General features: G+C 57.9%; 13 protein-coding genes. 9 read left to right on the top strand and 4 right to left on the bottom strand.

All coding sequences use genetic code 11. The features are described 5' to 3' along the window. Positions 1 to 172: 172 nt before the first annotated feature. The 3 genes from sucC to brnQ all read left to right on the top strand — a co-directional run bounded on the left by sucC (position 173) and on the right by brnQ (position 3,995). Entirely contained in the window at positions 173 to 1,339 is a 1,167-nt protein-coding gene (sucC, locus tag CKW25_RS08515; protein WP_007919879.1) for an ADP-forming succinate--CoA ligase subunit beta, read from the top strand. Continuing rightward, positions 1,339 to 2,220, top strand: a complete 882-nt coding sequence (gene sucD, locus CKW25_RS08520; protein WP_095078740.1) for a succinate--CoA ligase subunit alpha — start codon at positions 1,339 to 1,341, stop codon at positions 2,218 to 2,220. Before sucC ends, sucD begins: the two co-directional genes overlap by 1 nt. Before the next feature lie 461 nt (positions 2,221 to 2,681). Beyond that, on the top strand, positions 2,682 to 3,995 hold the full coding sequence (gene brnQ, locus CKW25_RS08525; protein WP_095078741.1) for a branched-chain amino acid transport system II carrier protein: 1,314 nt from the start codon (positions 2,682 to 2,684) through the stop codon (positions 3,993 to 3,995). Positions 3,996 to 4,107: 112 nt separating this feature from the next. On the opposite strand, the gene CKW25_RS08530 is transcribed toward brnQ, so the two are convergent. Next, positions 4,108 to 5,340, bottom strand: a complete 1,233-nt coding sequence (locus CKW25_RS08530; RefSeq protein ID WP_172736462.1) for a hypothetical protein — start codon at positions 5,338 to 5,340, stop codon at positions 4,108 to 4,110. Positions 5,341 to 5,714: 374 nt separating this feature from the next. Here CKW25_RS08530 and CKW25_RS08535 point away from each other — a divergent pair, with 374 nt between their 5' ends. Then, a complete protein-coding gene (locus tag CKW25_RS08535; protein ID WP_095078743.1) occupies positions 5,715 to 6,452 on the top strand; it encodes a DUF599 domain-containing protein in 738 nt (245 codons plus the stop codon). A 159-nt stretch (positions 6,453 to 6,611) separates the two neighbouring features. Here the strand turns inward: CKW25_RS08535 and CKW25_RS08540 are convergent, their stop codons facing one another. Further along, positions 6,612 to 6,857, bottom strand: coding sequence for a hypothetical protein (locus CKW25_RS08540; RefSeq protein ID WP_095078744.1), 246 nt, complete (start codon positions 6,855 to 6,857; stop codon positions 6,612 to 6,614). A 159-nt stretch (positions 6,858 to 7,016) separates the two neighbouring features. Here CKW25_RS08540 and CKW25_RS08545 point away from each other — a divergent pair, with 159 nt between their 5' ends. From CKW25_RS08545 to CKW25_RS08560, 4 genes are all read left to right on the top strand, one after another. Beyond that, complete coding sequence (locus tag CKW25_RS08545; protein WP_095078745.1) at positions 7,017 to 7,493, top strand: PaaI family thioesterase; 477 nt, start codon at positions 7,017 to 7,019, stop codon at positions 7,491 to 7,493. Continuing rightward, entirely contained in the window at positions 7,490 to 7,942 is a 453-nt protein-coding gene (locus CKW25_RS08550) for a PaaI family thioesterase (protein ID WP_095078746.1), read from the top strand. Before CKW25_RS08545 ends, CKW25_RS08550 begins: the two co-directional genes overlap by 4 nt. Before the next feature lie 89 nt (positions 7,943 to 8,031). Beyond that, positions 8,032 to 9,936, top strand: coding sequence for a molecular chaperone HtpG (htpG, locus tag CKW25_RS08555; protein WP_095078948.1), 1,905 nt, complete (start codon positions 8,032 to 8,034; stop codon positions 9,934 to 9,936). A 243-nt stretch (positions 9,937 to 10,179) separates the two neighbouring features. Beyond that, entirely contained in the window at positions 10,180 to 10,908 is a 729-nt protein-coding gene (locus CKW25_RS08560; protein ID WP_095078747.1) for a dienelactone hydrolase family protein, read from the top strand. A gap of 628 nt (positions 10,909 to 11,536) precedes the next feature. Here the strand turns inward: CKW25_RS08560 and CKW25_RS08565 are convergent. Both CKW25_RS08565 and CKW25_RS08570 read right to left on the bottom strand, forming a co-directional pair. Next, positions 11,537 to 12,409 (bottom strand): pirin family protein, encoded by an 873-nt coding sequence (locus CKW25_RS08565; protein ID WP_095078748.1) that lies wholly within the window; start codon positions 12,407 to 12,409, stop codon positions 11,537 to 11,539. 62 nt (positions 12,410 to 12,471) lie between these two features. Continuing rightward, the gene (locus CKW25_RS08570; protein WP_095078749.1) at positions 12,472 to 12,888 is read right to left on the bottom strand and encodes an OsmC family protein; all 417 of its coding nucleotides are present in this window, start codon (positions 12,886 to 12,888) and stop codon (positions 12,472 to 12,474) included. A gap of 188 nt (positions 12,889 to 13,076) precedes the next feature. Here CKW25_RS08570 and CKW25_RS08575 point away from each other — a divergent pair, with 188 nt between their 5' ends. Further along, on the top strand, positions 13,077 to 13,541 hold the full coding sequence (locus CKW25_RS08575) for a DUF3859 domain-containing protein (protein WP_095078750.1): 465 nt from the start codon (positions 13,077 to 13,079) through the stop codon (positions 13,539 to 13,541). Positions 13,542 to 13,584: the final 43 nt, after the last annotated feature.

Raw genomic sequence — 13,584 nt, forward strand, 5'->3', positions numbered from 1 at the left:
AGAAACCACGGCGGAATGGCCCGTCGTGAGCCTTGCACGCAAGACTCACCGCGGAATATCCGCTGGACGCAGTCTTGCGTAGCTCAGCTACGCAAGCAGCAGTCAAAGGTGGTGCGGCACTTGAACAAGTGCAGCACCGAATGCGCAGTACCTAACGAAGACGGTAATAAGCATGAATCTTCACGAGTATCAGGGTAAGCAGCTGTTCGCTGAATACGGCCTGCCAGTATCGACCGGTTACGCGGTAGACACCCCGGAAGCAGCAGCAGAAGCTTGCGACAAAATCGGCGGCAGCGAGTGGGTTGTCAAAGCCCAGGTCCACGCCGGTGGTCGCGGTAAAGCGGGCGGCGTCAAGCTGGTTCGCAGCAAAGAAGACGCTAAGGCATTCGCTCAACAGTGGTTGGGCAAGCGTCTGGTGACTTACCAGACTGATGCCAATGGTCAGCCAGTCACCAAGATCCTGGTTGAATCGTGCACTGATATCGCTAAAGAGCTGTACCTGGGCGCTGTCGTTGACCGTTCGAGCCGTCGCATCGTGTTCATGGCTTCCACCGAAGGTGGCGTGGATATCGAGAAAATCGCTCACGACACCCCTGAGAAAATCCTCAAGGCCACTATCGATCCACTGGTTGGCGCTCAGCCATTCCAGGGTCGCGAGCTGGCATTCCAGCTGGGCCTGGAAGGCAAGCAAGTTGCTCAGTTCGCCAAGATCTTCGTAGGTCTGGCCAAGCTGTTCAAGGATCACGACCTGGCTCTGCTGGAAGTGAACCCGCTGGTGATCAAGGCTGACGGCGATCTGCACTGCCTGGACGCCAAGATCAACATCGACGCCAACGCGATGTACCGTCAGCCTAAGCTGAAGACTTTCCACGATCCGTCGCAAGACGATCCGCGCGAAGCGCACGCTGCCAAGTTCGAACTGAACTACGTAGCGCTGGAAGGCAACATCGGTTGCATGGTCAACGGTGCTGGCCTGGCGATGGGTACCATGGACATCGTCAACCTGCATGGCGGCAAACCAGCCAACTTCCTCGACGTGGGCGGCGGTGCTACCAAAGAACGCGTTACCGAAGCGTTCAAGATCATCCTGTCCGACACTAACGTCGCTGCAGTACTGGTCAACATCTTCGGCGGCATCGTTCGTTGCGACATGATTGCCGAAGGCATCATCGGCGCGGTGAAAGAAGTCGGCGTGAAAATCCCGGTTGTTGTTCGCCTTGAAGGCAACAACGCTGAGCTGGGCGCTAAAGTACTGGCAGAAAGCGGTTTGAACATCATCGCTGCTACCAGCCTGACCGACGCTGCTCAACAAGTTGTTAAAGCTGCGGAGGGCAAATAATGAGCGTCCTGATCAATAAAGACACCAAAGTTATCTGCCAGGGTATTACCGGTTCGCAAGGTAGTTTCCACACCCAGCAAGCCATCGAATACGGCACCAAGATGGTGGGTGGCGTAACTCCGGGCAAAGGCGGCACCGAGCACCTGGGCCTGCCAGTGTTCAACACCGTGAAAGACGCTGTAGCTGCCACTGGCGCCACCGCCAGCGTGATCTACGTTCCGGCTCCTTTCTGCAAGGACTCGATCCTGGAAGCTGCCTTCGGCGGCATCAAGCTGATCGTGTGCATCACCGAAGGCATTCCTACCCTGGACATGCTGGATGCCAAGGTCAAGTGCGACGAGCTGGGCGTGATCCTGATCGGCCCTAACTGCCCAGGCGTGATCACTCCAGGCGAATGCAAGATCGGCATCATGCCAGGTCACATTCACTTGCCAGGCAAAGTCGGTATCGTTTCCCGTTCCGGCACCCTGACCTACGAAGCTGTGAAGCAGACCACTGACGCCGGTTTCGGTCAGTCGACTTGCGTCGGCATCGGCGGTGACCCGATCCCGGGTTCGAACTTCATCGACATCCTGAAACTGTTCCAGGAAGACCCGAAGACCGAAGCGATCGTGATGATCGGTGAGATCGGCGGTTCGGCTGAAGAAGAAGCGGCTGCCTACATCAAGGCACACGTGACCAAGCCGGTTGTTTCCTACATCGCTGGTGTGACTGCCCCTGCGGGCAAGCGCATGGGCCATGCTGGCGCAATCATCTCTGGCGGCAAAGGCACTGCAGACGAGAAGTTTGCTGCCCTGGAAGACGCAGGCGTTAAAACCGTGCGTTCGCTGGCAGACATCGGCAAGGCTTTGTCCGAGCTGACCGGTTGGGCAATCAAGTAAGCCTCGCGCTTATCTGACGCTTCACCAAACAAAGGCCACCTTCGGGTGGCCTTTGTCGTTTGTGGCATTGCGGAAAATATCCAGTTCTTGTGGCGAGGGAGCTTGCTCCCGCTCGCCTGCGGAGCAGGCGCAAAACCAGAGAGCGCGGATCACCTGAAAGAATAGAGTCGCCTGAATCGGGACCGCTTCGCAGCCCAGCGGGAGCAAGCTCCCTCGCCACGGGGGGCAGAGGTGAAATATAGATATGTAAACGCGACAGAATAATGTCGCATATCGGATAGTTCGCCCTCAAATAGTGCGTTTGTCGGACAAATTCGTTAGGCTAGCCGCCATTTTGCGATTGCGGCCCACAAGGTTGCTGCGCGCTAAACAGGTCAGTCCCAAACGGACCGGCAGCATTTCCCTCACCCATCAGGGAAATCCCTCTCTAAATTCCGATTCAGTAGTGTGGTATTTCCTTAATGAAAGTGTTGAAAGGCCAGGACATTCTGGCACTTGGTTTTATGACGTTTGCCCTGTTCGTCGGGGCTGGCAACATCATCTTCCCGCCTATCGTCGGTTTGCAGTCCGGACCTCATGTCTGGATGGCGGCGCTGGGCTTTCTGATCACCGCGGTGGGTTTGCCGGTGGTCACCGTGATCGCACTGGCCAAGGTCGGCGGCGCCATGGACGCCTTGAGCAGCCCGATCGGCAAAATCGCCGGTGGTGTGCTGGCTGCCGCTTGCTACCTGGCCGTGGGGCCGCTGTTCGCCACGCCGCGTACTGCTACGGTGTCCTTCGAAGTGGGCCTGGCACCGCTGACCGGTGAAAGTCCGCTGGCGCTGTTCCTCTACAGTGCGGTGTATTTCCTGGTGGTGTTCTTCATCTCGCTGTACCCGGGTCGTCTGCTGGATACGGTCGGCCGTTTCCTGGCGCCGTTGAAGATCATCGCACTGGCCGTCCTCGGTATCGCGGCATTCATGTTGCCGGCGGGTGACGTTGGTCAGGCAACACCCGAATACATCGCGGCGCCGTTCTCCCAGGGGTTCATCAATGGTTACCTGACCATGGATACCCTGGGCGCGCTGGTATTCGGCATCGTCATCGTCAACGCCATTCGTTCCCGTGGCGTCGAGTCCCCGGCCTTGATCACCCGATACGCGATCATCGCCGGACTGATTGCCGGCGTCGGCCTGGTGCTGGTGTATGTGAGCCTGTTCCGTCTCGGCTCGGGCAGCCATGAAGTGGCAGCCGGCGCGGCCAACGGCGCGGCGGTACTGCATGCTTATGTGCAACACACCTTCGGTTCCCTGGGCAGCGGTTTCCTGGCCGTGCTGATCTCCCTGGCGTGCCTGGTCACCGCGGTCGGCCTGACCTGTGCCTGCGCCGAGTACTTCAGCCGAGTGCTGCCGCTGTCCTATAAGACACTGGTGGTGATCCTGGCGGCGTTCTCGCTGGTGGTGTCTAACCTGGGCCTGACCAAGCTGATTGCGTTCTCGATCCCGGTACTGACTGCTATCTACCCGCCGTGCATCGTGCTGGTGGCCTTGAGCTTCTGCAAAGATTTCTGGCTGGAGCAGGGCCGCATTGTCGGGCCAGTGATGCTGGTGTCGTTCATCTTCGGCTTGATCGACGCACTCAAGGGTGCGGGCCTGGCTGACTGGCTGCCGACCCAACTGGCGCATCTGCCGCTGGCTGAGCAAGGCCTGGCGTGGCTGGTGCCGTGCGTCTTCACCCTGGTGGTCGCGGTCGCTTGTGACCGTATGCTGGGCAAGCGCAGCGAAGCCCTGGCGTAATCTGCGACACCCGCCACAAGCGGGATGCGCTAAAGACCGAAATGCCCCGTATCAATCGATACGGGGCATTTTTTATGGGCGAGTGGCGCCAAAAGGGGGCGATACGACCCTGTTACTCTCGATAGCGCACGACCGTTGCCTGGGAGCCCTTGTAAGTGCAGTCACCGGACGCAATCGGTTTATGGTCTGGTTGCACCAGCACCGATAGCCATTGTTCGCGAGTGCTTCCAATCGCTGTTACTCGGTATCCGTTTCCATTATCACCAAACGAGGTATCGAGTTCCCCTTGCATTGTATAGCGAGCGATAAGGGAGCGTTCGCTGCCGGGGAGGCCAGTGGAGCCTGCGACAACGAGTTTATGGTCAGGGGTTTCAGCGATGGCATGCCATCGACAGGTTTGACCGGATGGGAATTCGCTAATTACCGGCTCGCCCCGGTTGAAAGCCTGATTGGGTGTGCCATCACGGTTGAACGCCGCGAGTATGCCCCTGGCTCTGGTCTGCGAACCATCCGTAGCGGGGTCCATGTGCCCGGCAATAAAAAAGCTGCCGTCATCGTGTAGCAGTAGAGCGTTTAAAGATGTTTCTCCCTCACCGACCTTGTAGCGAAAGGAACCTCCTTCTCTGAAACTGCTATCAAGCGTGCCCGTCATGTCATAACGGGCAATGTTTCCATACCTGGCCGCATCCATTCCGACAACGGTAATGAAGCCAGCGTCTGATACGTCTAGCGCGTTGCCGAAGCTCGGGTAGATTCTAAATTTGGAAACTGGCTGTCCGTCACGGCTATACACGCGGATATTGAAGTCAAATCCGGGTCCGTTTTTCATTATGACTTCCCCGTTCGGTCCAATCGCCGTTTTGGATGTCGGGGTGTTGCTCATATTTTCAGGCGTATCTGAAGGTTCGGTTTCATCCAAAGAATAAGGGGAGGGGAAAACAACTCCGTTATCTCCATAGTTGCTGTCAGGAGAGCCGTCAGCAAGAAATCTGGCGAAGGCCAGCTGCGATGCTCCTCCAATACGATCACCTATCAGCAGGATTTTTCCTTCCTGAAGCAGATGGGCCCCGACGACTGACAGGCTGGTTTGATCACGAAAGCTTCCTGTCACGATGCCATTGATTCCGAAATCCCTATCTGGACTGCCATCTTTACGTAACTGAGCAAGCAGAAACTTCTGCGTTCCTTCGCTGTTGACAGACCCTACGAGGAGTATTTCTCCGTTAGCCCTTATCCCGACTATGGTTAGCGGCGAACTGCCAGGCACAAAGTCGAAGGCTACGCCGTTCTCTGCGAACTCAGGGTCAAACCCCTCTTGGATGGGATCAATTTTGCGATCGGACATGATCATTCTCGCTATCGTAAAATGAATGGAATTCCCGAGAGGCCCATGACTCGGGAGCCTATCTCAACTTACTCGGCGTTGAGTTACATGAATAGCTGTTAGAAGTGACAGCTATTGATCTGATGTAGTTCATAGTCTGAATGCATCCCTTCAGTGCTGGCACACACTGTAGTTCGTGATGCTTGTTTGATTGAGCATGTGGCTGGCGATGGCGCGATTGTGGGTGTGCCGCGTGCCTTTTTTCTCGGGAGGGCGTCGAAGCTGTACTTGTGCACTGCGCGGAAGGATCAGTCGTTGAATTTGCGCAACCGTGATATCGCGCGATCGCCTCGCATACCGTTTTTTCCTTTAGTCCACACCATTCAGGGACATGCATGTCGTTCATCCACGCCAACCTGATTCACCTTATCGCCGCGCTCTGGTTTGCCATCTGCTGGGGCGGCTACACCCGCTATGCATCGTGGAAGGGCCGTGACACCGCGTGCCTGGCCAGCGTACTGCACTTGTACCGCGAAGACTGGATGCGCCGCATGCTGCTGCGTGACAACCGCATCGCCGACGCCAGTGTGATCGGCAACCTGGAGCGCAATGCCTCGTTTTTCGCTTCCAGTACGCTGATTATCCTCGCCGGTATTCTCACGGTGCTGGGGGCGTCCGAGCGGGCGGTGTCGTTGCTGGCGGACATTCCGATGGTCCAGCAGGCCTCCCAGGGGATGTCGGAAATCAAGCTCCTGTGCCTGGCGCTGGTGTTCGTCTATGCCTTCTTCACGTTCAGTTGGTGCATGCGCCAGTACAACTTTGCCGCGATCCTGGTGGGGTCGGCACCCATGGTGGGGGAGCGTCATGTTTCCGAGCAGGAGCGCAAGGCGTTTGCCGCACGGGCGGCGCGAGTGATCTCGATGGCGGCCAACCAGTTCAACTTCGGTTTGCGCTCCTATTACTTCGGCATGACCATGCTCGCCTGGTTTGTCAGCCCCTGGTTGTTCATGTTGATGAGCGCCGGCGTGGTGCTGGTGTTGTATCGTCGGGAGTTCCATTCCGATGTGCTGGAGGTCATGGTCTATACCCCGACCGAGGCGCCATTGCCTGAGGTGGGCAAAGAGGCGGCTTGATGGCGCACACCCCGCAAGTGGCAGGTTGATGAATAGCCTGCCTGTTCGTTGCTGCCAATGTTGAGTCCGGTATTTCGGGCGATCCTGCTCCAAGCCTGTATTACGGACAAAAGAAAACCCGCACAAGGCGGGTTTTCTTTTGTCACGCTAAAAACTGAATTAGTTCTTAGGTGCTTCCGGAGCGGCTTCTTTTGCTGCGTCTACGCTCGATTCAGCCTGATCTTTGGCGGCTTCGGCGTTTTCTTTTGCCGCTTCGTTCACTTTATCCTGAGCTTCGTTCATTTTTTGCTGGGCTTGCTCAGCAGGTTGGTTAGGCGCTTGAGCTTTGTCCTCGGATTTTTTATCGCAGGCAGCGAGACCGAGGGAAGCGGTCAACATCAAGGCAATAGCTAAAGTCTTACGCATGGGGTGTTTCTCCTTGTGGAAAATATCTAGTTGGCCTTTCGAACGCGGAGTCAGGGGTTAAGTTCAATGTTTCGTTCAGATATATAAGTTTGTTCTTGCGGGAACTTTTCCTAACACCCTCAACAGCTGTCCGGCGTCACTAAAAAGAGTCTTTCCCGAATGACAGAAAACCCCGTTTTTGAGCGTGCAATGCGGTTTTTATCGGCACTGCGTCATTGCCAGGTATTGGGCTTGCGCGTACACAGCGTCAATCACGAAGGGCTGACCATTACCTTGCCCTATAGCCCAGAGATCGTCGGAAATCCACAGACGGGGGTGATTCACGGCGGAGCGATCACCTCGTTGATGGACACTGCTTGCGGCATGGCAACGCTGTGCGTGCTGCCGGAATTCGAGGTGTGCCCGACCCTGGATTTGCGCATCGACTACATGCACCCGGCCGAGCCCCATAAAGATGTGCATGGCTTTGCCCAGTGCTACCGGGTGACGATCGACGTTATTTTTACTCGCGGTTTTGCTTATCAGGACGACCCCGAACGACCGATCGCCCACGTGGTTGGGACTTTCATGCGCATGGGCAAGGGCGTCAAGGGCACCAAGGGCTTTGGCGGTGTGATCAGTGGTGAAACGAAATGAGCGATAACTTCAAGGCACAATTGCAGCAGGCCCATGAGCGTGGCGATTACGCTTCGGTGCTGCACCTGATTCCCTACGCCAAGCTGATTGGCGTCGAGTGTTCGAGGGTCGGGGATGAGTTGCTTTTTCGCCTGCCGGCCAACAAGGACAATATTGGCAACCCGCTATTGCCGGCGATTCACGGAGGCGTCATTGCAGGCTTCATGGAGTTGGCGGCGGCCTTGCATCTGCTGGTGTTCACCGGTTCCCCGGGGGTGCCGAAAATTATCGATTTCTCCCTCGATTACCTGCGTGCCGGGCAGTTTCGCGATACCTATGCCAAATGCCAGGTGTGCCGGCAGGGGCGGCGCGTGGCCAACGTGGCGATAACCGCGTGGCAGAGCACCGAAGCCGAGCCGATTGCCACGGCGCGCGGACATTTCAAGATTGAAGAACACCCAGGCCCTTGAAATCCGACGCTGTGCCCCCAACTCTGATGACATCCCGCCGCCACCCCTTCAGGGAGCGGCCACTGCCATCCAATCGGAGTTTGATGACCATGAGCGTGGAAACTCAAAAGGAAACCCTGGGCTTCCAGACCGAGGTGAAGCAACTGCTGCACCTGATGATCCATTCGCTGTATTCCAACAAGGAAATTTTCCTTCGCGAACTGATCTCCAACGCCTCTGACGCTGTCGACAAATTACGTTTCGAAGCCCTGTCCAAGCCTGAGTTGCTGGAAGGTGGCGCCGAACTGAAAATCCGTGTGAGCTTCGACAAGGACGCGAAAACCGTCACCCTCGAAGACAACGGTATCGGTATGAGCCGTGAAGATGCGATTACGCACCTTGGCACCATTGCCAAGTCAGGCACCGCTGATTTCATGAAGCATATGACGGGCGATCAGAAGAAAGATTCGCACCTGATCGGTCAGTTCGGTGTCGGCTTCTACTCCGCCTTCATCGTCGCCGACAAGGTTGATGTCTTCAGTCGCCGTGCCGGCCTCGCTGCGGGCGAAGGCGTGCACTGGTCGTCCAAGGGCGAAGGCGATTTCGAAATTGCCACCGTCGACAAGGCCGACCGTGGCACTCGTATCGTCCTGCACCTGAAGTCCGCTGAAGACGAGTTCGCCGATGGCTGGCGTCTGCGCAACATCATCAAGAAGTACTCCGACCACATCGCGCTGCCGATCGAGTTGCCAAAAGAAGCCGCTGCCGTTGAAGGTGAAGAGACTCCGGCGATTGAATGGGAAACCGTCAATCGTGCCAGCGCCCTGTGGACCCGTCCGCGTACCGAGATTGCGGATTCGGAGTACCAGGAGTTCTACAAGCACATCGCCCACGATTTCGAGAACCCGCTGAGCTGGAGCCACAACAAGGTCGAAGGCAAGCTGGAATACAGCTCGTTGCTCTACGTGCCGGCCCGTGCGCCGTTCGACCTGTACCAGCGCGAAGCGCCGAAAGGCCTGAAACTGTATGTGCAGCGTGTGTTCGTCATGGACCAGGCCGAGTCGTTCCTGCCGCTGTACCTGCGTTTCATCAAGGGTGTGGTCGACTCCAACGACCTGTCGCTGAACGTGTCGCGGGAAATCCTGCAGAAAGACCCGATCATCGATTCGATGAAGTCGGCGCTGACCAAGCGCGTGCTGGACATGCTGGAAAAACTGGCGAAGAACGAGCCTGAGCAATACAAGGGCTTCTGGAAGAACTTCGGTCAGGTCATGAAAGAAGGCCCGGCTGAAGATTTCGCCAACAAGGAAAAAATCGCTGGCCTGCTGCGTTTTGCCTCCACTCAGGGCACCGACGGCGAGCAGGTTGTAGGCCTGGCTGACTACCTGGCTCGCGCCAAGGAAGGTCAGGACAAGATCTATTACCTCACCGGTGAAACCTACGCACAGGTCAAGAACAGCCCGCACCTGGAAGTCTTCCGCAAGAAAGGCATCGAAGTGCTGCTGCTGACCGACCGTATCGACGAGTGGCTGATGAGCTACCTCAGCGACTTCGACGGCAAGAGCTTTGTCGACGTGGCACGCGGTGACCTCGACCTGGGCAACCTGGACTCGGAAGAGGACAAGAAAGCCGCGGAAGAAGTCGCCAAGTCCAAGGAAGGTCTGGTCGAGCGGATCAAGACCGCGTTGGGTGACAACGTTGCCGAAGTGCGGGTTTCCCACCGTCTGACCGATTCCCCGGCGATTCTGGCCATCGGTGAGCAGGACCTGGGCTTGCAGATGCGTCAGATCCTGGAAGCCAGCGGTCAGAAAGTGCCGGACTCCAAGCCGATTTTCGAATTCAACCCGGCTCACCCGCTGATCGAGAAGCTTGACGGTGAGCAGAGCGAAGAGCGTTTTGGCGACCTGTCGCACATCCTCTTCGATCAGGCAGCCCTGGCTGCCGGCGACAGCTTGAAAGACCCGGCCGCCTATGTGCGCCGGCTGAACAAGTTGCTGGTTGAACTGTCGGTTTAACCGCGTTGTAGAAAAACCCGCTTCGGCGCAATGCTGTTCAGTTAAGGTGATGAGGTCGCAATTGTAGGAGCGAGCTAGCTCGCGATGGACGTTAACGATTACGCGTACTTTCTGAGTAATCACGTAGTTCTTGAGTTCATCGCGAGCGCGCTCGCTCCTACAAAGGTCGGCGTTCGCTTAATTGAACAGCATTGCTGCTTCGGCGGGTTTTTTCATTCTGGTGTTTCTTTACGGGAGTGAGTCATGAGTCAAATCACTGTGCGTTCCGTGGTCTATCAGGTTGATGGCAAGTCGTATGAAAGTCGTCTGGCGTTCGATGCCAGCCATTCGGGTGCGCGTCCAGGCCTGTTGATGGCGCCGAACTGGATGGGGGTCGGCGCCGGTGCCGAGGAAATCGCCAAGTCCGTCGCGTCCAAGGGCTACGTGGTGTTGATCGCGGACCTCTACGGCCAAGCGGTTCGCCCGCAGAACAACGATGAGGCTGGCGCGGCGATGATGCCGCTGAAGAATGACCGCCCATTGCTGCGCAAGCGCATGCAAGCGGCATTCGAACAGCTGCAGAGCCAGGGCGAGGCGGCGGTCGATACGTCGAAGCTGGCCACGTTCGGCTTTTGCTTCGGCGGTTGCTGCGCATTGGAATTCGCCCGTACCGGCGCGCCATTGAAAGCGGCTGTGTCGTTCCACGGTACCCTCGATACGCCGAACGTCAACGATGCGAAAAACATCAAGGGATCGGTGCTGGTGTTGCATGGTGCCGCCGATCCATTGGTGCCCAGGGAGCAGTTGCCGGCATTCGAGGCTGAGATGAATGCTGCAGGCCTGGATTGGCAGTTGTTGAGTTATGGTGGGGCGGTGCATTCCTTTACGGATCCCCATGCGAATGTGCCGGGGATGATGATGTATGACGCGAAGGTCGCCGGTCGTGCGTTTACTTCGATGCATAACCTGTTGGATGAGGTGTTCAAGGGCTGAGGCGTTGTTTGCGGGTGGCCGGCTCTTGTGGGGGGGCAGTCGATCCCCTTGTGGGCTTGCCAGCGAAGGCGGCCTGGCAGCCAACCATTTTCTCGCGTAGGTACACCTGTGGGAGCGGGCTTGCCCGCGAAGGCGGCCTGACAGCCGACCATTCTCTTGCAGGTGCGGTGTACATATCCGTTGCTGCGGTCATGGCGGCTGGCGGTTTCGCCCGACGGCGACTCACTTTTTTTACAAGCGCCTAAAAAAAGTAAGCAAAAAAACGCTTCGCCCCGAGCGTCCGGCCCCTCGCCGAGGCTCGGGGTTCCCTCGCTTCGGCATTCCTCAGGGGGCATCGCCCTCCGGTCGGCTTCGCTCGACCTCCATGCGATGTCCTCGACTGGGTCGAGGGGCGCTGCGCGCCATTCCCCTGATGAACGCCTGCGCTCGGCCTACCGATGGGGCGGGTGAATCAAAAGCCAAAGCAAGATCAAGAGCGGCAGGCGAGCTAACGCTCGGCCTGTTGAGTGGTGGGAGAGCAAAGCAAAGCAAAGCCAAAAGCTGAACTTTCGGAGAGTGGTGGGGCTTTCTGGTGGTTGTGGATTTGGCCGTCCGACGACCGTTGCGCTTGGGTTTGTCGGGGGTGATTTCAGCCTCGGCCACCTGGCAGTTCGATCCGTTCATTTTCGCCCGGGACGGTTGGCCAGTCCCCGGCTGCCCAGCGTCGACGTGCTTCATCGATCGCCGCCGGGTCGCTGGCGACGAAGTTCCAGTTGATCCGTCGTGGCCCGTCCAGTGGCGCTCCGCCAAGCAATACGGCGTGGCAGTCGCTTTCGGCGAACAGGCTCATTGCTTCGCCCGCTGGCAGCACCACCAACGAGAGTGGCTCAACGGGCTCACCATTGAGCTGCGCCTCGCCATCGAGCACATAGAGCGCGCGTTCTTCATGTTCGGTGGGGATCAGCAGGGTCGTTGCGGTTTGCAGTTCAAGCTCTGCGTACAGTGTTGGCGAGAGTACCGGTACCGGCGATTCCAGGCAAAAGCCCGTTCCGGCAATCATCCGGATCTTCACCCCGAGGTTGTCGCTCACGGGCAGGCTCGCGGCGGGGTGGTGGCTGTAGTGGCCGGGGCCTTGTTCGTGTTCCTTGGGCGATGCCAGCCAGATTTGCAGGCCGTGCAGTGTGAAGTCGGTAGCCCATAGCGCTTCGGGTGTGCGCTCGACATGGGCAATCCCGCTGCCGGCGGTCATCCAGCTGACGTCGCCCGGTTTGACGAGCTGCTCCGATCCCAGGCTGTCCTTGTGCAGCAGTTCGCCTTCGAACAGGTAGGTGAGGGTGGACAGGCCGATGTGCGGGTGCTGGCGGATGTTCATGCCGCGGCCGGTCGGATAGGCCGTTTCGAGCATGTGATCGAAGAATACGAAAGGCCCGACGCTTCGGCATCTGGCCGAAGGCAGCGGGCGGAGGATCGGCTGGCCTTCGACGTCTTCGGCGCGCGGGCGGATGACGAGTGGAGTGTTCATATGGCATTCCAGGCTGTACGAATGATGCCGCTGAGCATAACCCGCACAGCCCGGGTGTGCCGCTATTGGCTGAATGGACCTTCGGACAGGTGGGTTTCGATGGTCACTTCGCTGGTGGTCATCAGCTTGTGGATCGGGCAGCGGTCGGCAACCCGATGTAGCTCGTTGCGCTGGGCGTCGGTGAGTACGCCCTTGAGGGTGAGTTTGACGTGCAGGGCGTATTGCCCTGTCTGTTCCTGGCTGTTGTCGTGTTTGACCTCGACCGTGACGCCGGTCAGCGGGATGCCTTTCTTCTGGGCGTACAGCTTGAGGGTCAGGGCCTTGCAGGCGCCCAGGGCCGTGTCGAAGTAATCGTGTGGCTCGGGCGCCGAGCCTTCGCCCCCCGCGGATACGGGGACATCGGCAAAGAGTTGATGGTCATCGATCTGGACGCTGTGACGAAAACCTTCGCTGGATTCAGTGTTGACGATAACGGTCATGGCTAGCCTCTTGATCAGTGGGGGGAGGAAAAGACCTTGCAGTTATAGAGCATCCAGCGACCGAGGCGTTCCACTTTCTTGGCGGCCAGGCCCAAGGGCGTTAGCCGGGGGGAGGTGTGCCGCGCTTTGTCATCAGTCTGTCACCCCGGCGTCATACCCTCGCGCTCATCTCAATCAAGGAGCGTGATATGCCCCTCACCCGTTTACGCGCATTGGCGGCGCTGATGTTGATCAGTGGCTTGGCCAGCGCCGAAGTCCGCGTTGACGGTCCGGTGGAATATGGTGTGTTTGAAGGGCCTTCGGCCGAACTGCAATCGGGTGAGCGCGTGTTGCGCCGCAGCAATGAGTCGATCCGGCAGACCGAAACCGTACCCGCCAAACTCGGCACCAAGTTCGGCATGCGTTATCAGTTGGTGGGTAAAGTGGCCGAAGGGCAGCCGCTGACCCTGCTGTACTTCACCCCGGGCATTCGGACGGCGGACGGTGTGCGCCACGACAAATTCGAAGTGACGCAAAAACTGGTGCCTGGCGCGCCACAGGATGTAATGGCCTACGAATTCACGGAAAGCCATGAAATCGTGCCGGGAGAGTGGCGCTTCATGGTGTTTCAGGGGGACCGCCTGTTGACCCAGCAACGCTTCACGGTTCGCTGAATCGATATCGACTCGTCCGTCAGCCGGCTTCCATGAGGTGTAA

The organism is Pseudomonas sp. Irchel s3h17 (genome assembly GCF_900187505.1).
Lineage (GTDB): Bacteria > Pseudomonadota > Gammaproteobacteria > Pseudomonadales > Pseudomonadaceae > Aquipseudomonas.